Origin of the sequence: Kitasatospora setae KM-6054 (assembly GCF_000269985.1) — a bacterium.
GTDB classification, from domain to species: Bacteria; Actinomycetota; Actinomycetes; order Streptomycetales; family Streptomycetaceae; genus Kitasatospora; species Kitasatospora setae.
Window position 1 is genome coordinate 4,650,108 of sequence record NC_016109.1, and the last position, 24,206, is coordinate 4,674,313.

The window sequence follows — 24,206 nt, forward strand, 5'->3', positions numbered from 1 at the left end:
CTCCGTCCACGAGGGGGTTCGGACCCGACCGTAGCCGGTCCGCGGTCCGGTGGGCGAAACCCCTTTGCGGGGCGTGCGGTCGGGGCCCGAGCATCGGCGGATGGATCTCTCCGCCTCCCCCCACGGCCCGCTGCGGGCCGACCGGCCGGACGACCCGGCCGCGTACCTCGCCGCCGACGCGGTCATCGACCACGACCACCCGGCGGTCACCGCGCTCGCCGCCGAACTGCGCCGCCCGGACCCGGTGCGGACGGCCGAGGCCGCCTTCGGGTACGTCCGGGACCGGATCGACCACTCGGCGGACGTCGGCCGCTGGTCGGCCGCCTACCGGGCCTCCGACGTGCTCGCGGCCGGCAACGCGATCTGCCACGGCAAGTCGCACCTGCTGGCCGCGCTGCTGCGCGCCAACGGCATCCCGGCCGGCCTCTGCTACCAGAAGCTGGAGGTCCTGCACGGGCTCAACGGCTTCCTGCTGCCCGGCAGCCGCTGGTGGGTCCGGCTGGACGGCCGGGGCAACCGCAACGGCGCCGACGGGCACTTCGCCACCACCCCCGCCGAGGAACGGCCCGCCTGGGCCAACGACCCGGCGCGCGGCGAGCACCACTACGCCACCGTGTACGCGACCACACCGGAACCACTGCTGCAACGCCTGCGCACGGCCGTCCCGAACAGCACCGGCTACGGCTACCTGCCGCTCGAACTGCCCGACCCGGTGCGGTAGCCGGCGGGCCGGGAGGCGGCCGGTACGCCGGGTTCTGTCTCCCGCGCCCGGGAAACCGCTGGCGCGGGCGGGGTGGCGCGGGCGACACTGCACACCCGTTCGGTCCCGTCCCCGTCCCGTGCTCCGTCCCGCTCCGTTTCGCTCCGTCCGCGACCGCGCCCGTCCGCGACCGCGCCCGCCCGAGGAGGCGACCGCCCGTGCACGTCCTGCTCTCCGGCATCGTCGGCTCCACCGCGTACGGCCTGGCGCACGCCGGCTCCGACCTCGACCGGCTCGGCCTGTTCGCCGCGCCCACCACCGCCTTCCACGGCCTGCACCGCCCCCCGGAGTCGCACGTCACCACCGGGCCCGACCGCACCCTGCACGAGGCCGCCAAATGGTGCCGGCTCGCCCTCTCCGGCAACCCGACGGCCAGCGAACTGGTCTGGCTGCCCGAGGAGTTGTACGAGGTGCGGACACCGCTCGGCGAGGAGCTGATCGGCCTGCGGGAGTCCTTCCTGAGCGGCCCGGCGGTCCGCCGCGCCTACCTCGGCTACGCCGACCAGCAGTTCCGCAAACTCACCGCCCGCGACCGCACCGACCCGGCCGGCCGGGCCAAGGCCGCCAAGCACGCCCGGCACCTGGTCCGGCTGGTCCGGCAGGGCGTCACCCTGCACGAGACCGGCCGACTGGAGACCCGGCTGCCCGACCCCGAACGGGTCCGCGCCCTCGGCGAGCGCTACGCCGACCACCCCCAGGACGCCCAAGCCCTGCTCGCCGACGCCGCGACCCGCTTCGACCGCCCCGGCGTCCTGCCCACCACCCCCGACGAACGCCCCGCCGAGAGCTGGCTGCAACGCGTCCGAACCGCCCACCTCCCCCCGACCCGCACCCCGGCCTGACCCCCGCCCCGCCCCCACCCCCACCCGGGCGACCCGCCCGGTAATCCACTGGCCACCACCGCCGGGGCACCAGGTAGGATCACCCCGGCAGGCGCTGTCCCACCCGGTTCCACGCCTGCCGCGGGCCGCTAGCTCAATTGGCAGAGCTGCGGACTTTTAATCCGTAGGTTCAGGGTTCGAACCCCTGGCGGCCCACTCGGAACGTGGCGGTCATACCGCCTCTGACCTGCAGCGCAGCACCCCGACTAGTTCGAGTAGTCGGGGTGCTGCTGTGTTCTCGGGGCATCTGCGTGAGCGGACTGCTAGACAGGGCCGAGCACGGAGGTGGACGGGGCGTCCTTTGGGGACCTTGCCCGGGGGACCAGGGTGCCCTGGTCCTCGACGCCGCCACTCGCGAACTCGGCCAGCGGCAGGCAGCCATCCAGCGCGACCCGGAGCGCTTGACCGCCATTGTCGAACGGTGGGATGTCCTCCGGGAACTCGCACGCGAGCCCGACAGCCTCCACACCCTCCAAGTCCTCGACGGCCTCACCACCGACCACCGCGAGCTGCTCAGCCCCCTCATCGTCGGCGAAGCCGAGCTCTGCGCAGGGGAGCAGGCCGCCTGAACCACCTGGAGCCTACCCAACTCATCTGCTGTGATGTCGGTTTGATGTCGTCTGCGGCGGCCGGGAACACCACCGGCCGCCGTACGTTTTGTGGTGTCGCTGAACCCGTTGCCGGTCGAAGGGCACCACTTAACCGACCCCAGTCCCGACCACCGCCCCGTCGCCCGAGCCGTCCCCCAGGGGGAACTCGACGCCCGCGGCATCCCCATCACCTGCACCAGCACTGCTCGGCCACGCAGTTGGAGGTCCAGGCCGATCAACTGCACCTCGGCCAGTTGGCTGGAGGTCAGCCGTTCGGGCTGCTTCGTGCCGGTCGGGTGCGGACGGCGTTGCCGATGAGTTCCGACACCACCAGCAGCACGGTGTCGATCAGCCCGGAGGGTGTCTGCCAGCGCTCCAGCACGTCGCGGGTGTGGCGCCTGGCCCAGCTGGCCGCGTTGGGGGTGTCGGCCAGCAGCAGGTGGTCGTGGTGCGTGGTGGGGACTTGCGACATTGCGGACGCCTCCCGGCGGGGCGGTGGCCCGGGGCGACCGGGTCACCGCGCTGGTTGGGGCCGAGTGCCTACTTGGTGGCGATGACGTAGACGCTGGCCCACTCGCGCTTCGGGTTGGCCAGGGTGGCGTCGAAGGTCCAGGGCTTCACGGTGCTGAAGCCGGCCTCGGTGAACAGCTGGGCGAGCTTCTCGAAGTCGTAGGCCCACAGGTGCGGGGTGTAGTGCGGGTCGTCGTCCTGGTCGCGGAAGACGTAGTTGACCAGGTCGAGGTAGGTGTTGATGTCGTCGCGGCAGCTGCGCTTGGAGTACCAGCGCCGGATCGTCTCGTCGGCCTCGGCCGATGCGGCCGGGTAGCGGTTGAGCATGTGTGCGGCGTCCGGCACTCCGGTGATGACCTGGCCGCCCGGGGTGAGAACCCGGAAGCTCTCGGCGGCGAAGCCCTTGGCGGAGCGCGGGTAGTCGATGTGCTCCAGGAAGTGCTCGTTGAACAGCAACTCGACGGTGCCGTCCGGCAGCGGGACGCCCTCGCGCACGTCCCAGAGGAAGTCGGCCGGCGGTACCAGGTCGATGTTGAAGAAGCCGTCCAGCTGGTGGCTGCCGCCGCCGATCTGGACCTTGGCCGGTCGTTCCTCCGGGCCGTCGGGAAAGGCGCGCCGGGTGGCCCGGTGATAGCGGCTCAGCTCGACTTCCTTGGACGCGGCACGCAGCGCGCGGGCCAGGCCGTGGCCGGTGGTCGGCTCGGCGAGCACTCGCGCGATCTGCTCTCCGAGCAGGTCGATGGACGGTATGCCGGGAATGTCCGGTGACATGGCAGACGTCTCCTCGTCAGGGGTGGGGTGGGACCGGGGCAGGTCACCCGGTGCGACGGTGGGTTCGGGCGAGCGCGGGCGACGCGGCCCACTGGTTGTTGCGCATCAGGGTGGAGCGGAGGTCCACCAGGCGCGGGGTGACCGTCAGGTCGAGCTGCTCGGTCGGGTGGAGGTTGCCGACCTCGTCGGCTTCGGCGCGCCAGACGCGGTACCGGAGGTCCGGGTAGGCCGGGTTGATGCCGATCTCGCCCTTGGGGATGGTGCCGTTGAAGGGCGCGGGGATGTCGAGGTGGTTCCAGTAGTTCCAGGCTTGGAGGGCCTTGACCTGGTCGAAGTAGAAGTAGAAGTCCGGCGAGCGGCCGAAGGTGCGCAGTTCGCGGTGGATCAGGTGGCCGAGCAGGGGGCCGAGTTGGGCGGCGAGGCCGTCGAACTCCCACTTGGTGTGGCGCCAGCGGTCCGGGGTCTGCCCGGGGGTGAAGAGGCGGGCGGCCACCAGGTGGCTGATGCGGTCGGTGAGGTAGGCCGCGGCCGAGGCGGGGTCGAGGGTGCGGTCGACCTTCGCCAGGGTGACGGCCAGGTCGGGCACGTGGAACTTGGCGAGGTCGAACCGGCCGATCATGCCGGGGACGGCGAACAGCAGTTCCTTGTAGAGCCAGTTGTTGAACTCGCCCAGTTCGGCCAGCCGCCGCGTGCGCGGGCTGGTCGAGTGCAGCATCACGTACTCGGACAGGGCCTCGAAGAACAGGTAGCCGAGGATCGGCAGGCGGGGGATCGTCGCGTCGAGCTGCCGCAGGAAGTCCGCGGGTTCGACGACCGCGCCCCGGTAGGCGACGGCGGCGGCCAGCGCCAGGAAGGCGGTGGAGTTCTTCACCCGGCTCACCACCGTCTCGCGCAGCTGGTGCCGCTCGCTCTTGGACAGCAGGTATTCGAGGTGGGTGTAGATGGCCAGGTGGATCGAGCCGAGCCGCAGGTAGTCCACCCCGGCGAGCCCTTGGTACGCCTGCGGCGGCAGGTCCAACTCGAAGACCAGCGGGGTGGGTCGGTGGTCCGCCCGCCCGATCTTCGCGAGGAAGGCCGGCGCTTCGCGGGTGAGCACGTAGGAGCCGAGGTTGTGCGGACGGAAGCCGCTGCCCGTCGCGGTGAGCGGCGCGCAGTAGATGCTGCCGACCAGGCAGCCCCCTGACGGGTAGAGCACGCCGTCCCGGCTGATCTTCTCCAGGGCGTGGGTGACGTGCAGCAGGTGGAGCTTGCCGCCCGCGGCGAGGGAGTCGAAGAGGGCGTTGTGGCGCAGCAAGTGGCCGTTGGGGGTGCCGAGGGCGAGCCGGTCGGTCCAGGCGGCCTTCTGGGCGCCGAGCGGGTCGTCCGGGTCGGGCAGCGCCGGGACGAGGCTGGTACCGAAGAACGTGTGCGCGTCCGCCCAGCTCTCGTACGAGTCCGTGAAGTCCACGGCCCTACACCAGCCCCTTCTCGGCCACCGCGAACCGGACCGCCTCGATGCTGGACGCACCGGCCAGGAAAGCGGCCTCCGAGGTGACGACGAGGTCGAAGGCCAGCGGCTTCAACTGCTCGAAGGCCGGTTCGCGGACGCGGCGGGCGTCCGGCCACCAGGAGAGCTTCGGCAGCCGGTAGCGGTCGAGGGCGTCCGCGGCCTTCACCAGGTCGCAGACGCGGGCGAACCGGGCGTGGTCGGCGCGGTCGTCGGCGCTGAACGCCTCGTACGGCACCTCGTGCAGCCGGGTTGCGGTGGCGGCCTTGACGACCTCGCCGGGGTTGGGCGTCCGGCCGAAGTGCGTCCAGACCAGGTCGGCGTTGGCGGCCAGCCAGATCGCGGCCCGGCCACCGTGCCCCGGGTCGTCCTTGTCGTGGTGGCGCTGGCAGTCGTGCACGGCTGCCGCGATGACCGCGGCGGCGGTGTCGGACTCGTCCAGGTCGTGCCGGTCGGCCAGCAGCGCGGCGAGTACCGCCGTCCGCAGGCCGTGCCGGTGCCCGTGGAGCGAGTCGGCGAGCCGGGGTTCGGCCAGCCACTGGACGGGGACGGCGGCCGACTCGACCAGGGTCTTGGTGCCGGTGCGCAGCGGCGGCGGCCAGGCCGACGGGAAGTCCGGCCGGTTGGCCTTGATCCACTCGACGGTGGCGGTGTCGGTGAACTGGTGGAGCGGCAGTTCCTTGCGGGCAGCCAGGGCGACCAGGCTGCCTGTGCGGGTCGTGCTCATGGTGCGGCCCACCCCCTCGGTGGTCGGGACGGCTGGGAGCGCTACCTGATCTCGGCGGACCGCGCGGCCTTGCGGGCGGCTTCCGCGGCCTCGAAGGCGGCGGTGAAGGCGGCCAGCTCCTCCTCGCTCATCAGGGCGACGCCCAGCTCGGCGGCCGTGTCGATGATTCGGGCGGCGGCCTCGTCCTTGGCGGCGTCGGAGGCGCCGTCGGGCAGCAGCACCTCGAACTCGGCGTGGTGGCCCCACGCCTCGCTCCACTTGACCGCGATCTCGACGCCGCCGAAGCGGAAGTTGCGGCGGAAGTTGAACGCCTCGTGCCGGGTGTCCTCGAAGCCCAGGGCCGCGAAGAGCTGAACGGCCTTGGCCACGTCCGCCCGCGCGATCGGGAACTCGGTCTCGCCGAACGCCGTGCCCCGGCCGATCCTGCCGTCCTTGAGCGTGATCTTGGCGGTGTCGGCGGACTGGTTGTCGGTGACCTTCAGCAGCTGGTCCGGCAGCACGAAGAAGTGGATGCTCTTGTTGTCCTCGCCCAAGTCCTCACCGTCGCGGAGCAGCCGCTCCACCAGCGACTCGTGGGTGTCCTTGTCGAACCGGGCGCGCATCTCGATCTCGACGGCCATCGCGGTCGTCCTCCCTGTTTCGGGCATGGCTGATGGGGCCGAGCCGGCATCAGGTACCCCCTGGCCGACCCGGATGGGCACGTGTTCAGTTGGTCGCCGGTGGTGCGGCCGGTCACTGCTCTCCCGGCCGCACCACCGGCCGTCCGCTACGTCAGGCCAGCTCGCCGAACCGCTCGCGGACCACGCCCGGGTGCAGGTAGTTCGGCAGCGGCACGCCACCGACGGCGGTGCGCCGGGTCGCCACCTGCTCCTCGGTGTCGGACGGGAAGCCGTCCAGCAGCTGGAGGCACTGCTTGACCCACTCCCGCGAGGTGTCCCACTCGCCGGCGTCGCGCAGCCGCAGCGCCAGGGCGTACGCCGTCTCGGCCGCGGCCCAGCGGTCGGTCGCCAGCTCCTGCTGGAAGGCGGCCTCCAGCTCGGCCGGGGAGGCCAGGCGGATCGTGCTCGTCATCGTTGCCCTCTCGTCGTGCCAGTCGTTCCGTGGTGGTGAACTTGGCCGGCGTCCTCGGAGTGACGCCCGGACGGCCTTCGGGTCAGTAGATGTACGACTCGGCCAGCGTCTTGTAGTCGAACAGCTCGTCCTTGGCGAACCACAGCTCGACTTCCTGCGCGGCTTCCTCGCGGTTGCCGGAGGCGTGGATCAGGTTGGCGACCGCCTTGCCGACGGTCACGCTGGCGCCCCGGCTCATGTGGGAGAAGTCGCCGCGGATGGTGCCGGCCGGAGCCTGGTCCGGGTAGGTGCTGCCCACGATCTTGCGGACCGTTGCGATCGCGTCATAGCCCTCCAGCACCAAGGCGATGACCGGGCCCTGCTGCATGAAGGTGGCGGTCAGGTTGTAGACCTCGGAACCGAGGCGCTCCTCCAGGTCCGCGTAGTGCCTGCGGGTGAACTCGGCGTCCATCCACTTCATCTTCGTGCCGACGATCTTGAGTGCGGCGTCCTCGAACCGCTGCAGAACCCGGCCGGACAGACCACGGGCCACCGCGTCGGGCTTGAGAAGCACGAGCGTGCGCTCGACCTGCCCCTGGGTCTCCTCGGTCATTTGTTCCCTTTCCCCTTGCCAGAGTGGTGATTTGACGATGTGTCGGATGTATCTGGCACTGAGGTTACCCGCGCCGGTGAAGCGGTTTTCGATTAGTCGGGTCGGCCCGCCGAGAGGTCGGACAGCCTGTCCTTCCGATCGCTCGATGCGGTGATCGGCCCTGGCCTAGAATCAGTCAGTACCGAACCCGCAACTGTCTGTGCAGAAGCGGGTCTTGGTCGCGAACCCCAGTCTGAAGCTGCCGCCGGCCCGGAGCCATGCCGTCGCAGTGCGGCCGCAGTGCATCCGCGGTGCAGCAGCCGAGCAGACCAGCCGCACCACGACCAGCGCGACCGAAGCACTCCGCCGCGCCCGAAGCGAAGACGCGAGGTGCGGCCAGGTATCGCTTTCCGGGAGGGCAGCAGATGGACGTCGTCGTGAGCTGGACGGGCAAGTCCGCCTGTCAGCTCCAGGAGGCACTGCGCGATACCAACGAAGCGTTCGCCGCCCGGCTGGGCATCGGACTGCGAACGGTGGCCAGCTGGCACAAGAGCCCCGAGCTGGTTCCGCGCACCGAGATGCACCAGTTACTCGACCAGGCACTGGAGACCGCTCCGCCCACCGCGCAGAAGCGATTCGCGCTCCTGATCGCGGAGCCCGGCGCCCAGGCCGCCCAGTCCTTGCGAGTTGCTGTTGCGGTGGTGGTCCGCGGCGCCGAGGTGCTGCTCGTCTGCCGCCATGACGACGAATCCGCCGGCATCCGCTGGCAGTTCCCGGCGGGCGTCATCAAGCCGGGCAGGAGTCCGGCGTCGACGGCCGTCCGCGAGACGCTGGCCGAGACGGGTGTCCACTGCCTGGTGGGTGAGGACCTCGGCGGGCGGCTTCACCCCGCCACCGGGGTGTGGTGCCAGTACTTCCTCGCCGAGTACCTGGCGGGCGTCGCCCAGAACCAGGACACGGCCGAGAACGCCGACGTGATGTGGGTTCCGCGAAACACGGTGACCCGCTTCATCCCCACCGATACGATCTTCCAGCCCATCCTGGCCGCCTTGGAGGAGCCGCAGCATGACTGAGCAGACCGACAAGCCGGGCATCGCCGCCGCCATCATCGTGCAGGACGGCCGCGTCCTGATGGTCCAGCGCCGGGTGAAGGAGGGCGAGCTGTCGTGGCAGTTCCCGGCCGGTGAGGTCGAGGCCGGCGAAACGCCGGAGGCGGCGGCCGTCCGTGAGACCGCAGAAGAAGTCGGCCTGACCGTGAAGGCCACCCGGCTGCTCGGCGAGCGCGTGCACCCGAAGACCGGGCGGCAGATGTCGTACACCGCCTGCGAGGTGGTGAGCGGAACCGCCACTGTGGTCGACACCGAGGAGCTGGCCGAGCTGGCATGGATTATTTACGACCAGATCGTCGATTTTGTGCCGTACGGCCTGTTCGGGCCGGTGCAGGCATACCTCGACGCCGAGATGCAGTCAGCATCCTTTTGAACCAGGTTGCTGTCCAACTCGGTGCACGACCCGCATCCCTCCGGTCGGAGCGTACCCCTCGCACGCATTCCAATAATGCAGTCGAATGATTATTTTAGCCTCGTCAGAAAGGAGGATCTGTAGCTTTCGACACCAGGGCTGCCATTTCCTCAAGGCCAGCCTCTCGGAGATGTTGTTCGAAATCAGAATGGCGCCCATATGGGATTCCGCGCATCACCTCGATCAATGCATCGGTGGGCATTGACTTCTTTTTGAAATCTGCAACTGTCGCACGCAGGCGATATTTATCACCCTTGCTGGCGATGCCACGGAGGATGAGATTCCTGTCGTCGATCCTTGCTTTTAGTTGAAAGTGATTCACTACTCCGCTGAGGCGGTCGAATTGTCTTCCGCTCCCGACTAGGCCAAGGAGCTTTTTTGCGTCAGATGGCAGTGCGGCCTGCCTCAGGTGGTCGACTGCCTTCTCGATATTGCCCGCTAGATGCCAAGCTCCAATGCAATTGAGATAGTAGTCCACATATTGACCAATTCCTGCCCGCCGCATGCCTGCCACGATCGCAGGTGACGAGCCGGATCCGTGCCTACGGGCGGTGAGCCTTAGCAGTTCTAGTGCGGTGAGGTCATTCTCCTCGGGAGGGCCCCACGGGTCGTCGCCCCAAGCTGAGGGCTGCCCCGGGGGGAATTCCTTTTCCAGGGCGGCTGCTAGCGAAACTATCCCCCTGGGCTCATCCTGGGATGCAACCTCAATGTAGCTGGAAATTTTCATCCCGGCGTTCATCATTTCGCGTAGAACTCCGGGAAGCCAGGCGGCCAGATGGTTACTGCGTGAGGCTTCGAGATCCGACAGAACATCGAACATTTCTGCTTGCCGCAGCGGCTCCCAGTCGAATTCTAGACGGCTTCCTTCTTGGGGCGTTTGATCTGCGGCTGCATTCTCTTTCTTGTCCGCTTGGGATGGCGATCTGACAACTCTGTCTCGCCATACAGACTGATCAATCTCCTCAGGCGGGAGCGGGGAGTTGTTAAGGCGTCCGTACTCCCCCAGGGCCTCAACGATAGAGAGAACTTGAGTAAAATTTGCCGGGCTTCTGCCTGAGAACTTCTCCTGGATGGTTGAACGAGCCATCGGTCGATTGCGTCCTTGGCGAGCGATCAGGCGCTCGATCTCACGCACTGACGGCGATCCAGCATGTGTTCGTAGTTGACGAAGTTCGGCAGCCAGATCCATAGATCACCCCTCCTGCGCTGGACTGTCCAGTGCTGTCTGTGAATGTCCGGCATCGTCCGGAGCAGATGCCTGGCTCCTGGTAGGAGTGGTGTCCCCCTGTCCGGATGCTGCCGGATCTTACCGTGCTGGTCGCCTTTGCTGAGCCGGACGGGTTCCTATGGAAAGGCAGAGACAGACCGTGCAAAGTAGGCAGCTGGTCGGGCTGGGACGCCTCGGAAGAGGGCTTACAGGCAGACCTGCGGCGTTTCATTGGAGAGGCTCATATGGATCTTGAAAGTTCATCCGGCCCGGAGTCCGGCCAGGAGCCGAGTGGCAACACTCCCTCGGGCTTCAGTCGCCTGGTCATGCTGATGACCTCCTGCGCTGGTCTGATCGCGGCCGTGGCTGCCTTGATCACAGCCATTCGGAGCTGAACGGCCTATAACAGGCGAGTGCAGCACGGAGATTGGGTGGGAGTGTCGCGCGTCAGACTTTGTGGCAGGGCTCGTTTGTTGCGGGTCCTGCTGCGTGAAGGAGTCTGATCGATCATGGTGAGGCCACCGGCACTGCCGCCGGAGGAGAAGGTCCGGATCGTGCTGTCGATCCTGGCCGGTGAGATGACCGTCGCCGAGGCCGCGCGGCGGGCGAAGGTGTCGGGGCAGTCGATCGGGACGTGGAAGCGCCGGTTCCTGGAGTCCGGCCGGGCCGGCCTCGCGGGCAAGTCCGGCCCCGGCACCCGGGAACGGCAACTCGAATCCCAGGTCGCCGACTTGACCCAGGCGCTGGGTGAGGCGGCAGTCGAGCTGCGGGTGTGGAAGAAGTCCGCGGAGGGCCGGTTGGGCCTTTCGAGGACCTCGAGGTGATCCGCGCCGAGGCGGGCATGCCGACCGCGAGGTTCTGTCGGCTGATCGGCGTGCCCGAGCGGGCCTGGCGCCGTCACCAGGCCCGTGCCCGCCAGGGCGCGCCTACCAGAGGGTCGTGGCCGCGTCCGGCCCGCGAGGGCGTCCGGGAGACCGCCCGCCGGCACGCGCTCGCGCATCCGGCCTGGGGCCACCGCAAGGTGTGGGCGATGTGCCGCTGGGACGGCCACTGCGTCTCCCAGGCGACCGTGTTGCGACTGCTGCGGGACGAGGGCCTGCTGCTGGAGGCGAACTACCAGCGCGAACGGCGCCAGCTCGCCGCCCGCCGCAAGGCCGCCTTCGCGACCGAGCCGACCGGCCCGAACCAGGTCTGGCAGCTGGACTTCTCCGCGTTCGAGACCGCCTCGGGCGGGACCTGGCGGCTCGCGGGCTGCCGGGACTACTGGTCGAAGTACGAGCTCGGCCGGCACGTGTCGCCCACCGCGAACCAGCACGACGCCGTCGCTGCGATTGAACTCGTCTTGAGGGAACGGAGTTGCTGGCCGGGAAGCCACTGGCCGAGTTCGCCCCGCGCGACGCGGGCGGGACCGTGAAGCCGCTGGTCACCATCGTGACCGACAACGGCGGACCGTTCCGCTCCTTCCGCATCGAGGCGTTCATCGCCACCCGACCGGAGTTGCGGCACGTCCGCACCCGGGTCCGTACGCCCGGGCAGAACGGCTCACGTGAGCGCGGCTTCGGCTCGCTCAAGTACGAGAAGCTGTTCCTCGAGGAGATCCCCGACGCCCTCGATCTGGTCCGGCACGCCGAGGACTACCGGCGCGACTACAACACCGTCCGACCGCACGAGGCCCTGGCCTGGAACCGGCCCCACGACGTCCACACCGGCGCCGCGGACCCGCTCGTCCCCAATTTTCCCGAACCCGAAAACCTGCCAACTGCTTGACGCGGGACAGACTTTTAATCCGTAGGTTCAGGGTTCGAACCCCTGGCGGCCCACCTGCGACGAAGGGGCTCGGCCCCCGTCCGTAGTGCGGCACCCCGGCTGGCCGAAGCGTCGGGGTGCCGCTGTGGTTTCGGGCCGGCCGTGGCTTGCGGGGAGGAGCCGGATCCGTTCTTCCGTGATCACTTTCTTTCATGGTTCATTGAATCTCGGACTTCTAGGCTGATTGATGCTGTCCATCGCGCATCCTGTGCCAGTGAAAGCACCTCCGATGGTGCTGGTGATCGTGTGAATCATGAGGACAGCCAGTGAATTCAGGGCAGCAAATGACTCCGGGCTAGTACTGCAACGGTGCTTACCGTGACGGTTGTTGGGTTCGCTCGTTGGGCGGTTCATGGGTGGAGACATATCCGAGGTCGATGCTCGTCGCTGGTCGGACGGGCTGGCCGACCTGCACGAGCGGTTTGCTCACCGGTTCGCGCGGAGCGAGTCGCGCGAGTCGGCACTGGCCTACATGCGGGGCCTGCTGGCGCCGTTGGAGCGCAAGAACGGCTGGACGGTGGCGGAGGAGGCCGGCCATGGCGGGCCGGACCGGATCCAGAGGCTGCTGAACCGCATCGACTGGGACGCGGACGGGGTGCTCGACGACGTGCGCGAGTACGTCGTCGAGCACCTGGCGGATCCCTGCGGCGTGCTGATCGTGGACGACACCGGCTTCCTGAAGAAGGGCGTGCGGTCAGCCGGCGTCCAGCGGCAGTACTCCGGCACCGCGGGGCGGACCGAGAACTGCCAGGTCGGAGTCTTCCTCGCCTACTCCAGCGAGCTGGGCCGGACGTTGATCGACCGGGCGCTCTACCTGCCGAAGTCCTGGACCGACGACCGCGTGCGCTGCCGAACGGCCGGGATCGGCGACGAGGTCGAGTTCGCCACCAAGGTCCAGCTCGCACGGGCGATGGTCCGCCGCGCGATCGACGACAAGATCCCGTTCCGCTGGGTGACCGCGGATGCCGGCTACGGCTACAGCAAGGGCTGGCGCTACGAACTCGAGCAGGCCGACGTCTTCCACGTCATGGCCACCACCAGCCACGACACCGTCGTCACCTGGCAGGCCATGGACCATCGGCTGCACGACCTGGTCGCCGACCTGCCCCGGCAGAGGTGGAAGCGCCGCTCCTGCGGCGAGGGCGCCCACGGCCTGCGGATCTACGACTGGGCTCGCGTGGAGGTCCGCCCCTGGCACCGTCCTGACCGCAGGCACTGGGTCCTGGCCCGCCGCAGCATCAGCGATCCCACGAAGGTCGCCTACTACATCGCCTACGCGCCGGCCGAGGCCACACTCAACGAGTTGATCGCCGTCGCGGGCGCCCGTTGGGCGATCGAGGAGTGCTTCCAGACCGCGAAAGGCCAGTGCGGCCTCGACGACTACCAGGTCCGCCGCCACCCGGGCTGGTACCGGCACATCACCCTGGCCATGGCCGCCCACGCCTACCTCACCGTCGTGCGGGCCCAGCAGCTCGAAAAGGGGCCGGACCCGCTCGAACGCCAGACCTGGTACCCCTCACCCTCCCCGAGATCCGCCGGCTGATCACGCAGCTCACCCGGCCTGTCCGCCGCAGCATAGGCCACGTCCTGCACTGGTCCCGATGGCGCCGCAGACGCCAACAACAGGCCCGGACCAGCCATTACAAGAGACGAGGCCACAGCCCAAGAGCTGAAGCCTCGTCAGGGTAAGCACTGTTGCAGTACTAGTTTCCGAAGGTCCTTCCGTGGCCGGCTCGCGCCGGAGGCGCACCGCATGTGCCGGGCGGCCCGACGGAGATCATCAGGAATCTCAGGGCGCTCTTGGAGGACATTGCGAGGGACTCCGGCTACGACCGGTCCTTCACCTGGCCGGGGGCGGACACTCCGACCCAACTACGCAAGGTGATGCACCTCATGGGTACCTGTGGGCTCGTGGTCCGCGAGGGGCGTCCGATGCGGCTGGGACTCACGGAGGCAGCCCGTCACTTCCTTGCCACCGGTGACGAGCTCTACCTGATCGGGGTGCTCCACGCGAACGTGAGGTTCATCGGGGAGGCGCTCGCCGGTGTCGGAGAAGGCAAGACCCACGTCGAGTTGAACAAGGTGGCGGTCGAGCAGTACGGCCTCGGCTGGGAATCGCTCGATCAGGTGCGCCGACGTGTGTACTGGCTCCGGGCGGCCGGGCTGGTCGAGTTCTGGAGCAACGGCAGGATCGTTCTGACCGAACGGGGCCGGCAGTTCCTGCCGTTCCTGGAGTCGGCGAAGCCGGAGGATCTGCCGCACCGTCGCAAGGGCTCGGCGACGGATCTCGAACTCCCAGCGCCAACTGCCTTGTTGGCGGTCGGTCTGGAGGGTCTCGACCAGGTGGCGCTGCGGGAGCGGAAAATTCCCACGGGGTACGTCGCGGGTGGGTGGCGAGTGGAGGGGATCAGCCGCCTGGTGAACGCGGCCGTTCCCGAGATCGACCGGGACGGTTTCACGGCCTTCTGCGTTGAGGAGTTCGGTGTTTCGGAGTCGTCTGCGGAGCAGACCCTGCAGACCCTGCGGGCATTGGGATTTCTGACTCAGGTGGGGGCTGACGCGTTCGCCGCGAGTGACCTCGGTGCGAGTTGTCTGGCTTCGGGCGAAGCGCTGGACCTCATCCGGTTGCTGCACATGAAGGTCGCGTTGGTGGGGGTGGGCTTGATCCGCTTTGACGGACACTCCTGATCAGGGGCTTCGGCCCCGGAAGGATGATGTCCATCATGGAGAGCATGGGGAAGAAGAAGCCGCGCCCTCGCCGCTCGTTCACGCCGGAGTTCAAGGCCGAGATCGTCGAGCTGTGCCGACGCGGCGACCGTTCGGTCGGCCAGGTCGCCAAGGACTTCGATCTGACCGAGACCGCGGTGCGTGACTGGATCAAGCAGGCGGAGGTCGACGCTGGCCAGCGCGATGGCCTGACCAGCGACGAGCGCGAGGAACTGGCGAGGCTGCGGCGGGAGAACCGCCGTCTGCGGGAGGACGTCGACATCCTCAAGCGCGCCACGGCTTTCTTCGCGAAGGAGACCCGGTGACGGTGCACCCGTTCATCGAGGCGGAGAAGCAGGCAGGTCACAACGTCAAACGGGCGTGCGAGCTGCTCAAGGTCTCCCGTGCCGCCTTCTACGCCCGCCGCACCGTCACCCCCGGCCCGCGCGCGGTCCGGGACGTCGAGCTGACCGAGAGGATCACGGAGGTCCACGCGACCTCGCGCGGCAGCTACGGTGCCCCTCGGATACATGCCGCACTCCAACGCGGCGGCGAGCGGTGCGGCCGCCGAAGGGTCGCCCGGCTAATGCGGCAGGCCGGACTGCAGGGCCGGCACCGCCGACGGCAGCAACGCACCACCATCCCCGATCCGCGTGCTGCCCTGCGGCCGGACCTGGTCCTGCGGGACTTCCAACCCGACCCGACCGCCCTCGATGCACGGTGGTGCGGCGACATCACCTACATCCCGACCGACGAGGGCTGGCTCTACCTCGCCACCGTCATCGACATCGCCTCCCGCCGCGTGGTCGGCTGGGCCACAGCCGACCATCTGCGGACCGAACTCGTCGCCGACGCCCTGCGAGCCGCCTGCCACCAGCGGCACCCGAACGGGCCGGTGGTCTTCCACTCGGATCGCGGCTGCCAATACACCGGTCGTGAATTCGCCGATCTGGCAGGCAAGTTCAACATTCAGCTGTCAGTCGGCCGGACCGGCCAGTGCTGGGACAACGCACTCGCCGAGTCCTTCTTCGCCACCATCAAACGGGAGCTGATCGGCGACCGGCCCTGGCCCAGCCGATCCGCTGCCCACAGCGCGATCTTCGAGTGGATCGAAGCCTGGTACAACATTCGCAGGCTGCACAGCAGCCTCGGCTACCGCAGTCCCGCCGAGTACGAGACCGTCCTCGCGGCCTGATCACCACACCGCGGGTGTCCGTCAAAGCGGAGCAAGCTCAGGGAGACCCTGGATGCGATCACTGGCGAGGTGAAGGCCGCTGAGCTTGTGGACCTGTTGGCTCGCCGCTACCCCGGTGTGCATCTCACCCGGGAGGAGACGACGCGTCGCATCGCACTGTTGCTGGAGACCGGGTTGGCGGAGCGGATCGGACTGGTCATCCGGAGGACCGAGTTGGGGACCGCGCTGGTCCGGACGCTCCCGCTGCTTGATCCGTCGGACGGCACCGATCCGGCGGGCGGAGCGGCCGGGGAGCACCCCGGGCCGCCGCGGACGACGGAGAGCGTCGTCGACGTCCCGAACTGGCGTGAGCTGCTGGCCGCCGAGATCGTCCGGGCGGCCACGGACAGTACGGACCACCAGCGGTTCGAGCGGGCGGTTGCCAGGGCCTTCCGCACGCTCGGGTTGGAGGTCGAGGCTCATGGCGGGCCGAAGAAGACCGATGTGGTCATCGATTTGTGGCGGTCGCCGACCGACCGGCTGCGGGTTGCGGTTGAGGTCAAGACGGACGGAGCGGGGCTGGTCACAGACCAGGACGTCAAGTTCCTGCGGCTGGGTGAGCACCGGGCCCGCCACGGAGCGCAGCACACCCTGTTGGTCGGGCCCCGCTTCGACACCCGGGTGCAGCGAGAAGCGGCCCAGGACGGAGTCGCTCTGCTCACTGCGGAGCAGCTCGCGGACGCCGTGCTGCGTCACGGCCGCACCCCGTTGGCACCGCACGAGATCTCCGGACTGGTGACCGTGACGGACGCGAGCGGGTTCGAACCGGTCTGGCAGGCGGCGGAACGGCGACAGGACGCGCTGAGTCAGGTGTTGCTCGCCTTGTGGCGGAGCGGGAACGATCCTGCCGACATCGAGCACAATGCCGGTGCGCTCGGGGTGCGCGACATCTGGCGGGAGACCAAGGGGGCCTTGGAGACGCCGCTGGAGCGGCAGGAGATCGAGGAAGCTCTGGAGTTCATGGCGTCGCCGTTCGTGGCCGCGGTCGCGCAGAACCACGGCGATCACGTCGTCACGGTGCCGCCGGCCCTGGTCGCCGCTCGGCTGCGGGCGCTGGCCGCAGTGATCGACGCCGCTGGTGGTGCGGGTACCACTGCGGGAGGGGCTATCACGGACCCGCCCCGGCCGTCCCCGCAGTCCGTCCCCGTGTCAGAGCCACAGGAGCGGGAGGCGGCAGGCGGGACCGTGGCCGTAACGGTGGCCGAGGGTGTGGATTCGAGGCTGGTCCGGAAGTGGGCCAAGAGCCAGGGGCGGGTGATCAGCGAGCGCGGGCGGCTGTCCAGCGGGTTGATCAAGGAGTACCAGCGAGCCCACGGTCTGACGGGCGACTGACGCCGCCGGGGTGGGCGGTCCGGTGGCGATCGTCGAGCGGAAAGCGCTTGGCGTGACGTAATACGCGTAATATGGTGAGGGCATGGCCAAGACCAGGATCAGCATCAGTCTCGACAGCGATCACGCCGAGCGCATTCGGGAGCATGCCGAGCGCGCGGGTCTGGATGTTTCGGCTTATCTCGTCAACGCCGCTACCCGGCAGATGGCCGAGGCGGAAGCCGCTGAGGCGCAGTTCGCGCGGATCGACGCGGTGATCGCCGCGGCGGAGGCGGAGGCCGCCGAACTGCCTCCGCTGCCTGATGTCGCCGATGAGGACCTGACGGAGGATGAGCGCCGGGAGGTCGCGGAGGCCATGGAGCTCATCTATGGTGCGGACGCTCCTGCGGCCCGGCCGGGCAACGCCGCGTGACCACGCGGGTGCCGGTCTACGACACCGGCATGCTGATCGCGCTCGCCGACCGAAAGCCCAAGGCTGTACGGCTGCACGCCGGCCTCAAGGACACACCGCATCGCGCGGTCGTGCTCGGCCCGGTGCTGGCCCAGGTGTGGCGACCCAGTCCCGCCACTGTGCACGCCATGGCCGCGGTCCTCAAGGACTGCACGGTGCCCCAGGCGCGCAGCTCGGCCCTGGCGATGCGCCCCACTACTGCCGGCCAGACGGTATGCATCATGTGTGCGACCGGGCCGGATCTGGCGGAGTGGCAGCGCATCGGTAGCGCGCTCGCCGTGGCCGAGTTGCCTCCGAAGAAGCGCCCGGACGCCGTGGATGCCTTGGTCGCGCTGACTGCGGCCCGACACGGCAGCGCCGTTGTTTTCACCAGTGACCCGGATGACCTCACGGCTTACCTGAAGGCGTTGGACGCCCAGGACGTCCATGTGGTCCAGATCTGATCCGAGTTCGGACCAGAAGGGCGGAGGGAAACGCGGCGGGCCCTTCGCCTGGCCGCGTCACCGGTGGCCCCAGGAGCCTGCGCGCGCTTGCCGATGTGTGAGCGGACGTCGGTCGCCGGTCTTCTGACGGCCGGGCCCGGCCTGGCCCGGTTCGGGCGGCCAGGGTGGTCGGGGCCCGTCGGCGGTGCACCGGTCCGGGAGTTCGGGGGGCGGGGTGCGTCTGTGGCGCAGGTCGCGGCAACGGCCGGACGTGGCCGGACAGGTACGGGTGTGAGGAGAACGACGCGCGCTCGGAGACGGGCCGGGGACGCGGGGGCGTTCGGGGAGGTGTTCGAGGACCATGCCCGCGCGGTGTACCGGCACGCCGTGCGGATGGCGGGGGAGGGGGACGTCGCCGAGGAGGTGGTCTCGCTGACCTTCCTGGAGGCGTGGCGGCTGTGCGCCAGGGTCGAACCGGGGGGGAGGTGAGCCTGCTGCCGTGGCTGTCGGGCGTCGCCACCAACGTCATCCGCGACACCCGCCGGGCCGCCCGCTGCCACCAGAGGGCGCTGGCCGCGCTTTCCCCGCGCGAAGCCGTTCCCGGCATCGCCGTCGAGCTGGTCGGCCGGATGGCCGCCGCCGGGCAGATCGCCGCGGCGAAGGCCGCGAAAGTCCGACCAATCCGGGGGCGGAGCGGGCTCGAACCGGGGATGTGAGCAACCGACCGACTCCTTCCACCGCACGGGCCAGCAGCCTGTCGCGGGCGGCCGGCGCGGCCGGCGCGGCCGTGGTCGGGCTGGCGGCGGCGGTGGCGGCGCTCGGGGCGGGGGAGTTGGCGGCGTCCGCCACCGGGGCCGGTAGCGCGCCGGTGATCGCGGTGGGGGCGGCGGCGATCGACCTGACGCCGACGCCGTTGAAGGAGTACGCGGTCCGCACCTTCGGCACCCACGACAAGCCGGTGCTGCTGGGCGGGATCTACCTGACGATGGCCCTGTTCGCCGCGCTGGCCGGCCTGTTGGCGGTGCGCCGTCCGTTCGCCGGGGCCGCGGTGTTCGGGGTGTTCGGCGGTCTCGGGGCCTGGGCGGCGCTGTCCCGTCCCGGCGGGTCGGCCGCGGACTGCGTCCCGTCGCTGGTCGCCGGGTTGGTCGGCGCGGTCGCGGTGCTGGTGCTGGCCCGGCTGTGGCGCCGTACGGGGGCGGGGGCGACGGCGGGGGCGGAACCGGACGGCAGCGGGGCGGCGAGCCGTCGTACGGTGCTGGCCGCCACCGCCGGGACGCTCGCGGCGGGCGCCCTGGCCGGGGTGGGCGGGCGGGTGCTGACCGACCGCCGGTACGACGTCACCGCCGCGCGGGACGCCGTCCGCCTGCCCGCGCCGGCCGTCCCGCTGCCGCCGCTGCCCGCCGCCGTCCACCCGAACGTCCCGGGCCTGTCCCCGTTCGGCACGCCGAACGCGGACTTCTACCGGGTCGACACCGCCCTGACGATCCCCCGGATCGACCCCCGGGACTGGACGCTGCGGATCCACGGCCTGGTCGACCGGCCGCAACTCCTCAGCTTCGACGACCTGCTGCGCGAACCCCTGGAGGAGCTCGACCACACGCTGTCCTGCGTCTCCAACGAGGTCGGCGGCCCCTACGTCGGCACCACCCGCTGGCTCGGCGCCGCGCTGCCCGCGCTGCTGCGCCGGGCCGGGGTCCGGGCCGGGGCCGACCAGTTGGTGGGGCGTTCCGAGGACGGCATGACCATCGGCACCCCGCTGGAGTCCGTGCTGGACGGTCGCCGGGCGCTGCTCGCGGTGGCGATGAACGGCGAGGCGCTGCCGCTCGCGCACGGCTTCCCGTGCCGCAGCGTGGTGCCCGGCTTCTACGGCTACACCTCCGCCACCAAGTGGCTGGTCGACCTGGAGGTCACCACCTTCGCCGCTTTCGACCCGTACTGGGTGCGGCGCGGCTGGGACCGCACCGGCGCCGTCCGCACCGCCTCCCGGATCGAGGTCCCGGCCCCGTTCGCCAAGGTCCCGGCGGGGGACGTCGACGTCGCCGGGACGGCCTGGGCCACCCACCGGGGTGTCGCCGCCGTCGAGGTCCGGATCGACGGCGGGGCCTGGCAGCCGGCCGGGCTCGCCGCCGACGCCGGGCCCGACCTGTGGCGCCAGTGGTCCTACCACTGGCGCGGGGCCGCCCCCGGCACGCACCGGATCGAGGTGCGCGCCACCGACGCCACCGGCGCCGTGCAGCCCGAGAGCCGCGCCGCGCCCTTCCCCGCCGGGGCGACGGGCTGGCACAGCACCGTCGTCATCGTCACCTGACCGACCGTCAATCTTTCTTTCACGTCACTTCGTCACTTCGTCACTTCATCCGAGCACCGAGGAGAGATCCGCCATGTCCGCTTCCGTCCGCAACCGCCGCACCTTCACCGCCCTGCTCGCCGCCGGCGCGCTGGCCCTGACCCTGGGCGCGTGCAGCAGCAGCGGTGGTTCCAGCTCCTCGTCCGCCTCCGCCGCGGACTCCTCGTCGGCGGCGATGTCCGGCGCCACCGCCACCGCCTCCGCCGCGACGGCCGCCGACCAGCCGTTCGGCAGCGCCTGTGCCGCCGTGCCGAAGGACGGCGCCGGGTCGTTCAGCGGCATGGCCAAGGACCCGGTCGCCACCGCCGCCTCCAACAACCCGCTGCTGTCCACCCTGGTGACCGCCGTCAAGCAGGCCGGGCTGGTCGACACCCTCAACTCGGCGCAGAACATCACGGTCTTCGCGCCCACCAACGACGCGTTCGCCAAGGTCCCGAAGGCCGACCTGGACGCGCTGCTGGCCGACAAGGCCAAGCTCACCAAGGTGCTCACCTACCACGTCACCCCCGACCGGCTGTCCCCGAACGCGCTGGCCGGCACGCACAAGACCCTGGAGGGCGGCAACCTCACCGTCGCCGGCTCCACGCCGGACTTCACCGTCAACGGCAACTCGAAGGTGCTGTGCGGCAACGTGCAGACCGCCAACGCCACCGTCTACATCGTCGACACCGTGCTGATGCCGACCTCCTGACCCGCCCCCGCACCGAGGGCCCCGACCGGAACCGGTCGGGGCCCTCGGCATGACGGCGGGTCAACGGCTGAGCGCGGCCAGCGCGGAGCGGGCCCGCGGGGCCTGGAGGGGGTTGAACTCCGGGTCGGTGGCGAGGGCCCGCTCCAGGTCGGTGCGGGCGTCGCCGGTGCGGCCGAGGGCGCGCTCGATCTCGCCGCGGTGGTAGTGGAACAGGGCGTTGCGCCAGCCGTGGGCGAGGGCGAGGTCGGCGAGGTCGAGCGCTTCGCGGTCGGCGCCGGTGCGGTGCAGCGCCCAGGCGAGGGCGTCGGCGACCAGGACGTTGTGGCGGCGGTCCCACTCGGCCCGCAGCAGTCGGACGGCCGTGCCGGGGTCGCCGTGGTCGGCCTCGAACTGGCCGAGCGCCAGGTCGTCGACGACGCCGTTCGCGGCGGCCAGGTCGGCTTCGGCGCGCAGCAGCCGGTACTGCTCGGCGGCCTGGGCGGTGTGGCCGAGGGATTCGTGGAGTTCGCCGAGTTCGAGGAGGTACTGGGGCAGCGGCACCTTCGCGGCGGCCTGCGCGTAGTGGGCGAGGGCGTCGTCGGTGCGGCCGAGGGCGGCCTCGGCGCGGGCCTGTCCGGCGAGGGCGGCGGTGTGCGCGGGGTCGGTGGCCAGGGCGCTCCGGTAGCCGTCGAGGGCGGCTTCGGCGCGGCCGGCGTTCCGGTCGAGCTCGGCCAGCTGGTAGCGGCAGAACGCCTGGTCGGCGGGGTCGTAGGCGTCGGCGAGGGCGCGTCGCAGGGCCGTGCGGGCGTCGTCCGGGCGGCCGTGCTGTTCGAGGTCGTAGGCGGCCCGGGTGAAGGACGCGGTGCCCGGGTGCAGGTCGAGCAGGTGCTGGGCGGCGTCGGTGGCGCCCGGGTCGTCGCCGAGCTGGGTGCGGGCGTCGGTGAGGACGGCCCACGCCTGCCAGTGCAGCGGCGCCGCGTCGAGGGCCCGCCGGGCGTGCTCGGCGGCCTCGGCGAACAGGTGGCGGGCGTTGGCGAGGGCGCCGAGCCCGGTGAGGGCGTCGGTGTTGCCGTCCGGGGCGAGGGCGAGCGAGCGGTGGAGGGCCTCGTCGGCCTTCGGGTAGTACGAGGCGTCGGCGGTCAGCCGGGCCTGTTCGACGTACTCGCCGCCGAGCCGGGCCCAGGCCGCGGCGTCCTCGGGGCGGGCGCGCAGGTGCCGCTGGTCGGCGGCGATCGCGGCGGCGAGGGCGGATCCGGCGGGTGGCGCGGCGCGGGTCGTGGCGGGCGGGGGAGCGGGAGCGGGAGCGGCCGGGTGGTCGGTGAGGCCGCCGGTGTAGGCGAGGCCGGCGCACAGCGCGGCGGCGGTGAGCAGCAGGGGCAGGCGGCGCACGGCAGGGTTCCCTCGACGAGGAGCGGGCGGCGGCCCCGGTCGCCGGGGCCGCCGCGCGGGGGTCACTTCTGGTTGACGGCCTTGTCGTAGGGCAGGGCGAGGTAGGGGAACGTCGCGGCGAACGGCCGGTCGGGCCCGTTGACCTTGTCGCCGGCGGCGAGGGCCTGGACGAACTTCCCGGGGGTGGCGCCCTCGACGACCTGGAGGGCGATGTCGACGACGTCGTCGCCGAGGCGGCGGCCGTTGGGGAAGCCCTGGAAGTCGCCGTTGAGGACGCCGAGGCGGTCCGGCTTCGGCGTCACCGGGGTGGACAGGTTCAGCCGCAGTTCCTCGGCGGGGACGAACCGGTTCGGGTCGATGTCCTGGTTCATCAGCTGGGAGTTGAGGTCGACGGCGAGCGGGCCGTTCGCGGCCTTGGCGATGCCGGTGAGGAAGATCTCCTGGAGGTCGGTGCGCGGCGCGGCGGGCGCGGGCAGGCCGTAGATCGCCTGGACGAGCTTGGGCACCTCCGGGTCGAGGACCTTGGCGACCACGGCGGGCTGGTTGTGGTCCTCGGACGGCGGCAGCGCGTTGAACGCGTCCTTCAGCCCGGCCGGCACCACGACCTCGTTGACCAGCGGGTTGCCCAGCCGCGAGACCTGCACGTAGTCGCCGACCGGGTCGGCCTTGCCCGGGCTGAGCTTCAGGCTCCGCTTCTCGGTGCTCGACCAGACGCCGATGACGGGGTTGCGGGTCGGGTCGCCCTTGTACGCGAGGTGGCTCTTCGGGATCTGCAGCGCGACGGAGTTGACGTTGTACCCGGCCAGGGTGTTCTGGCCGACCTCGGAGAGGTTGCCGCCGTACAGCAGGTCGAAGACCCGCAGGTCGAGGAAGAACGGGTCGGCCGCCTGGGTGGCCACCGTCTGCCCGCCGCCCGGGAGTTGGACGGTGGCCTGCTGCCGCAGCCGCCCGTAGTCCGGGATCGAGGCCCGGCCGGTGTCGGACGGGGCGACCTGGCCGTGCGCGACCAGGGTCACCGGGTCGCAGTTCGGGTGGAGCTCCTGGAGCGTGTAGTACTGGCGGAAGCGCAGGGTGTCGTCGGTGAGGTTGTTCACCGGGCCCTTGTCGTAGAGGAAGGTGTCGGTGCCGCGCAGGTCCTCGGTGTGGAAGGTCCAGCGGTAGGTCACGTCCGGGTGGCCGGTGCCCTGCGAGTCGATGTTGATGTCGTAGTGCGCGCCGTCCGCCCACGGGTAGAAGTTCGGGCCGCCGTTGGGCTCCTGGAACGGCAGCCAGTTGGCGATCAGCGTGACCGTGTCCGGGTTGTCGGGGCTGGTGAAGGCGTACAGGTCGGTGTTGTCGACCTGCGGGTCGGCGGCGATCAGCGGGGCCTCGCGGTGGCTGGACGCCGCGGAGGTGCCGGCGCCGGTGCCGAGCAGGGCGGTGCCGGCCATGCCGAGGGCGAGGGCGGTGAGGACGGCGGCCCCGCGGGCGGCGGAACGGCGACCCGTGGATCGACGAAGAAGGCTCATCAAGGAGTCTCCGATTTCCTTGTCAGGAACGGTCGTTCGCATTCGTGCGAGATGCGGAACGTGCGGATGTCGTGCGGCGGGTCGGCCGACACGTACTCTCCTCCGCCGTCACGTGCGGTTCGCCGCGAACAGCCCCCCGGCGTGCCCCGGTCACCCGGGCGGCCCAGCGCGGTCACCCGTCCGGCCGTGCGGCCCGGCCGTGCCGGTGGACACGGCGAACGGGCGGACGCGACAGTGTGCGGGCCCAGC

General features: G+C 70.4%; 29 protein-coding genes and 1 tRNA gene. 20 read left to right on the forward strand and 10 right to left on the reverse strand.

All coding sequences use genetic code 11. The annotated features are described in order from the left end of the window. Window positions 1-100 precede the first annotated feature (100 nt). The 4 genes from KSE_RS20655 to KSE_RS42915 all read left to right on the forward strand — a co-directional run bounded on the left by KSE_RS20655 (window position 101) and on the right by KSE_RS42915 (window position 2,210). Complete coding sequence (locus tag KSE_RS20655) at window positions 101-721, forward strand: transglutaminase-like domain-containing protein (protein ID WP_014137281.1); 621 nt, start codon at window positions 101-103, stop codon at window positions 719-721. Between the two features lie 197 nt (window positions 722-918). Continuing rightward, window positions 919-1,602: a nucleotidyltransferase domain-containing protein gene (locus KSE_RS20660; RefSeq protein ID WP_014137282.1), complete on the forward strand. Its 684-nt coding sequence runs from the start codon at window positions 919-921 to the stop codon at window positions 1,600-1,602. A gap of 122 nt (window positions 1,603-1,724) precedes the next feature. After that, window positions 1,725-1,797, forward strand: a tRNA-Lys gene (locus KSE_RS20665). A gap of 245 nt (window positions 1,798-2,042) precedes the next feature. Continuing rightward, window positions 2,043-2,210 carry a hypothetical protein gene (locus KSE_RS42915; protein WP_157850112.1) on the forward strand — a complete coding sequence of 56 codons (168 nt, stop codon included), beginning with the start codon at window positions 2,043-2,045 and terminating at the stop codon, window positions 2,208-2,210. Window positions 2,211-2,496: 286 nt separating this feature from the next. On the opposite strand, the gene KSE_RS20675 is transcribed toward KSE_RS42915, so the two are convergent. The 7 genes from KSE_RS20675 to KSE_RS20705 form a co-directional block, all read right to left on the reverse strand. Beyond that, on the reverse strand, window positions 2,497-2,703 hold the full coding sequence (locus KSE_RS20675; RefSeq protein ID WP_014137284.1) for a hypothetical protein: 207 nt from the start codon (window positions 2,701-2,703) through the stop codon (window positions 2,497-2,499). Window positions 2,704-2,771: 68 nt separating this feature from the next. Beyond that, a complete protein-coding gene (locus KSE_RS20680) occupies window positions 2,772-3,512 on the reverse strand; it encodes a class I SAM-dependent methyltransferase (protein WP_014137285.1) in 741 nt (246 codons plus the stop codon). Window positions 3,513-3,555: 43 nt separating this feature from the next. Then, the gene (locus tag KSE_RS20685) at window positions 3,556-4,959 is read right to left on the reverse strand and encodes a hypothetical protein (protein WP_014137286.1); all 1,404 of its coding nucleotides are present in this window, start codon (window positions 4,957-4,959) and stop codon (window positions 3,556-3,558) included. Between the two features lie 4 nt (window positions 4,960-4,963). Further along, complete coding sequence (locus KSE_RS20690; RefSeq protein WP_033260367.1) at window positions 4,964-5,725, reverse strand: hypothetical protein; 762 nt, start codon at window positions 5,723-5,725, stop codon at window positions 4,964-4,966. A 41-nt stretch (window positions 5,726-5,766) separates the two neighbouring features. Next, window positions 5,767-6,345 (reverse strand): hypothetical protein, encoded by a 579-nt coding sequence (locus KSE_RS20695; RefSeq protein WP_033260366.1) that lies wholly within the window; start codon window positions 6,343-6,345, stop codon window positions 5,767-5,769. A gap of 151 nt (window positions 6,346-6,496) precedes the next feature. After that, entirely contained in the window at window positions 6,497-6,796 is a 300-nt protein-coding gene (locus KSE_RS20700; protein ID WP_014137289.1) for a hypothetical protein, read from the reverse strand. An 82-nt stretch (window positions 6,797-6,878) separates the two neighbouring features. Next, entirely contained in the window at window positions 6,879-7,388 is a 510-nt protein-coding gene (locus KSE_RS20705; protein WP_014137290.1) for a nucleoside-diphosphate kinase, read from the reverse strand. Between the two features lie 404 nt (window positions 7,389-7,792). Here KSE_RS20705 and KSE_RS20710 point away from each other — a divergent pair, with 404 nt between their 5' ends. Beyond that, window positions 7,793-8,440: an NUDIX hydrolase gene (locus KSE_RS20710; protein ID WP_014137291.1), complete on the forward strand. Its 648-nt coding sequence runs from the start codon at window positions 7,793-7,795 to the stop codon at window positions 8,438-8,440. Next, window positions 8,433-8,849 (forward strand): NUDIX hydrolase, encoded by a 417-nt coding sequence (locus KSE_RS20715; protein WP_014137292.1) that lies wholly within the window; start codon window positions 8,433-8,435, stop codon window positions 8,847-8,849. Before KSE_RS20710 ends, KSE_RS20715 begins: the two co-directional genes overlap by 8 nt. Window positions 8,850-8,952: 103 nt before the next feature. Here the strand turns inward: KSE_RS20715 and KSE_RS42255 are convergent, their stop codons facing one another. Next, window positions 8,953-10,023, reverse strand: coding sequence for a hypothetical protein (locus KSE_RS42255; protein WP_148283133.1), 1,071 nt, complete (start codon window positions 10,021-10,023; stop codon window positions 8,953-8,955). Between the two features lie 581 nt (window positions 10,024-10,604). On the opposite strand from KSE_RS42255, the gene KSE_RS20720 reads away from it, so the two are divergent. From KSE_RS20720 to KSE_RS20775, 14 genes are all read left to right on the forward strand, one after another. Then, window positions 10,605-10,919, forward strand: coding sequence for a helix-turn-helix domain-containing protein (locus KSE_RS20720; protein ID WP_014137293.1), 315 nt, complete (start codon window positions 10,605-10,607; stop codon window positions 10,917-10,919). After that, on the forward strand, window positions 10,916-11,509 hold the full coding sequence (locus KSE_RS43855; RefSeq protein WP_014137294.1) for an IS3 family transposase: 594 nt from the start codon (window positions 10,916-10,918) through the stop codon (window positions 11,507-11,509). The genes KSE_RS20720 and KSE_RS43855 overlap by 4 nt, the downstream gene beginning before the upstream one ends. After that, window positions 11,506-11,862, forward strand: a complete 357-nt coding sequence (locus KSE_RS43860; RefSeq protein ID WP_197540714.1) for an integrase core domain-containing protein — start codon at window positions 11,506-11,508, stop codon at window positions 11,860-11,862. Before KSE_RS43855 ends, KSE_RS43860 begins: the two co-directional genes overlap by 4 nt. A 391-nt stretch (window positions 11,863-12,253) precedes the next feature. Further along, window positions 12,254-13,444: an IS701 family transposase gene (locus tag KSE_RS20730; RefSeq protein ID WP_014133607.1), complete on the forward strand. Its 1,191-nt coding sequence runs from the start codon at window positions 12,254-12,256 to the stop codon at window positions 13,442-13,444. Between the two features lie 389 nt (window positions 13,445-13,833). After that, on the forward strand, window positions 13,834-14,589 hold the full coding sequence (locus KSE_RS20735) for a hypothetical protein (protein WP_148283134.1): 756 nt from the start codon (window positions 13,834-13,836) through the stop codon (window positions 14,587-14,589). A 44-nt stretch (window positions 14,590-14,633) separates the two neighbouring features. After that, window positions 14,634-14,933: an IS3 family transposase gene (locus KSE_RS20740; protein WP_014137296.1), complete on the forward strand. Its 300-nt coding sequence runs from the start codon at window positions 14,634-14,636 to the stop codon at window positions 14,931-14,933. Continuing rightward, entirely contained in the window at window positions 14,930-15,802 is an 873-nt protein-coding gene (locus KSE_RS41365) for an IS3 family transposase (protein ID WP_014136338.1), read from the forward strand. The genes KSE_RS20740 and KSE_RS41365 overlap by 4 nt, the downstream gene beginning before the upstream one ends. A gap of 69 nt (window positions 15,803-15,871) precedes the next feature. Next, window positions 15,872-17,173, forward strand: a complete 1,302-nt coding sequence (locus KSE_RS20750; RefSeq protein WP_033260311.1) for an Lsr2 family DNA-binding protein — start codon at window positions 15,872-15,874, stop codon at window positions 17,171-17,173. Window positions 17,174-17,255: 82 nt separating this feature from the next. Beyond that, entirely contained in the window at window positions 17,256-17,582 is a 327-nt protein-coding gene (locus tag KSE_RS20755; protein WP_033260310.1) for a ribbon-helix-helix protein, CopG family, read from the forward strand. Further along, window positions 17,579-18,064, forward strand: coding sequence for a hypothetical protein (locus KSE_RS20760; RefSeq protein WP_014137298.1), 486 nt, complete (start codon window positions 17,579-17,581; stop codon window positions 18,062-18,064). Before KSE_RS20755 ends, KSE_RS20760 begins: the two co-directional genes overlap by 4 nt. Before the next feature lie 327 nt (window positions 18,065-18,391). Beyond that, window positions 18,392-18,532 carry a sigma factor gene (locus tag KSE_RS42920; protein WP_157850110.1) on the forward strand — a complete coding sequence of 47 codons (141 nt, stop codon included), beginning with the start codon at window positions 18,392-18,394 and terminating at the stop codon, window positions 18,530-18,532. Next, complete coding sequence (locus KSE_RS38665; RefSeq protein ID WP_051055297.1) at window positions 18,529-18,759, forward strand: hypothetical protein; 231 nt, start codon at window positions 18,529-18,531, stop codon at window positions 18,757-18,759. The genes KSE_RS42920 and KSE_RS38665 overlap by 4 nt, the downstream gene beginning before the upstream one ends. After that, a complete protein-coding gene (locus KSE_RS20770) occupies window positions 18,756-20,351 on the forward strand; it encodes a molybdopterin-dependent oxidoreductase (RefSeq protein WP_014137301.1) in 1,596 nt (531 codons plus the stop codon). The genes KSE_RS38665 and KSE_RS20770 overlap by 4 nt, the downstream gene beginning before the upstream one ends. Window positions 20,352-20,424: 73 nt before the next feature. After that, the gene (locus KSE_RS20775) at window positions 20,425-21,081 is read left to right on the forward strand and encodes a fasciclin domain-containing protein (RefSeq protein ID WP_014137302.1); all 657 of its coding nucleotides are present in this window, start codon (window positions 20,425-20,427) and stop codon (window positions 21,079-21,081) included. 60 nt (window positions 21,082-21,141) lie between these two features. On the opposite strand, the gene KSE_RS20780 is transcribed toward KSE_RS20775, so the two are convergent. Beyond that, window positions 21,142-22,449: a tetratricopeptide repeat protein gene (locus KSE_RS20780; RefSeq protein WP_014137303.1), complete on the reverse strand. Its 1,308-nt coding sequence runs from the start codon at window positions 22,447-22,449 to the stop codon at window positions 21,142-21,144. Between the two features lie 62 nt (window positions 22,450-22,511). Beyond that, entirely contained in the window at window positions 22,512-23,957 is a 1,446-nt protein-coding gene (locus tag KSE_RS20785) for a DUF4331 domain-containing protein (RefSeq protein WP_014137304.1), read from the reverse strand. Window positions 23,958-24,206: the final 249 nt, after the last annotated feature.

Excerpts from the sequence above, each read along its gene's own strand:
- KSE_RS20675 (WP_014137284.1), bottom strand. The coding sequence starts at position 2,703 with ATGTCGCAAGTCCCCACCACGCACCACGACCACCTGCTGCTGGCCGAC.
- KSE_RS20655 (WP_014137281.1), top strand. The coding sequence starts at position 101 with ATGGATCTCTCCGCCTCCCCCCACGGCCCGCTGCGGGCCGACCGGCCG.
- KSE_RS20785 (WP_014137304.1), bottom strand. The coding sequence starts at position 23,957 with ATGAGCCTTCTTCGTCGATCCACGGGTCGCCGTTCCGCCGCCCGCGGG.
- KSE_RS20730 (WP_014133607.1), top strand. The coding sequence starts at position 12,254 with ATGGGTGGAGACATATCCGAGGTCGATGCTCGTCGCTGGTCGGACGGG.
- KSE_RS20740 (WP_014137296.1), top strand. The coding sequence starts at position 14,634 with ATGGGGAAGAAGAAGCCGCGCCCTCGCCGCTCGTTCACGCCGGAGTTC.
- KSE_RS20715 (WP_014137292.1), top strand. The coding sequence starts at position 8,433 with ATGACTGAGCAGACCGACAAGCCGGGCATCGCCGCCGCCATCATCGTG.
- KSE_RS20695 (WP_033260366.1), bottom strand. The coding sequence starts at position 6,345 with ATGGCCGTCGAGATCGAGATGCGCGCCCGGTTCGACAAGGACACCCAC.
- KSE_RS20710 (WP_014137291.1), top strand. The coding sequence starts at position 7,793 with ATGGACGTCGTCGTGAGCTGGACGGGCAAGTCCGCCTGTCAGCTCCAG.
- KSE_RS20720 (WP_014137293.1), top strand. The coding sequence starts at position 10,605 with ATGGTGAGGCCACCGGCACTGCCGCCGGAGGAGAAGGTCCGGATCGTG.
- KSE_RS20775 (WP_014137302.1), top strand. The coding sequence starts at position 20,425 with ATGTCCGCTTCCGTCCGCAACCGCCGCACCTTCACCGCCCTGCTCGCC.
- KSE_RS20700 (WP_014137289.1), bottom strand. The coding sequence starts at position 6,796 with ATGACGAGCACGATCCGCCTGGCCTCCCCGGCCGAGCTGGAGGCCGCC.
- KSE_RS20690 (WP_033260367.1), bottom strand. The coding sequence starts at position 5,725 with ATGAGCACGACCCGCACAGGCAGCCTGGTCGCCCTGGCTGCCCGCAAG.
- KSE_RS20735 (WP_148283134.1), top strand. The coding sequence starts at position 13,834 with ATGCGGCTGGGACTCACGGAGGCAGCCCGTCACTTCCTTGCCACCGGT.
- KSE_RS20755 (WP_033260310.1), top strand. The coding sequence starts at position 17,256 with ATGGCCAAGACCAGGATCAGCATCAGTCTCGACAGCGATCACGCCGAG.
- KSE_RS20680 (WP_014137285.1), bottom strand. The coding sequence starts at position 3,512 with ATGTCACCGGACATTCCCGGCATACCGTCCATCGACCTGCTCGGAGAG.
- KSE_RS20705 (WP_014137290.1), bottom strand. The coding sequence starts at position 7,388 with ATGACCGAGGAGACCCAGGGGCAGGTCGAGCGCACGCTCGTGCTTCTC.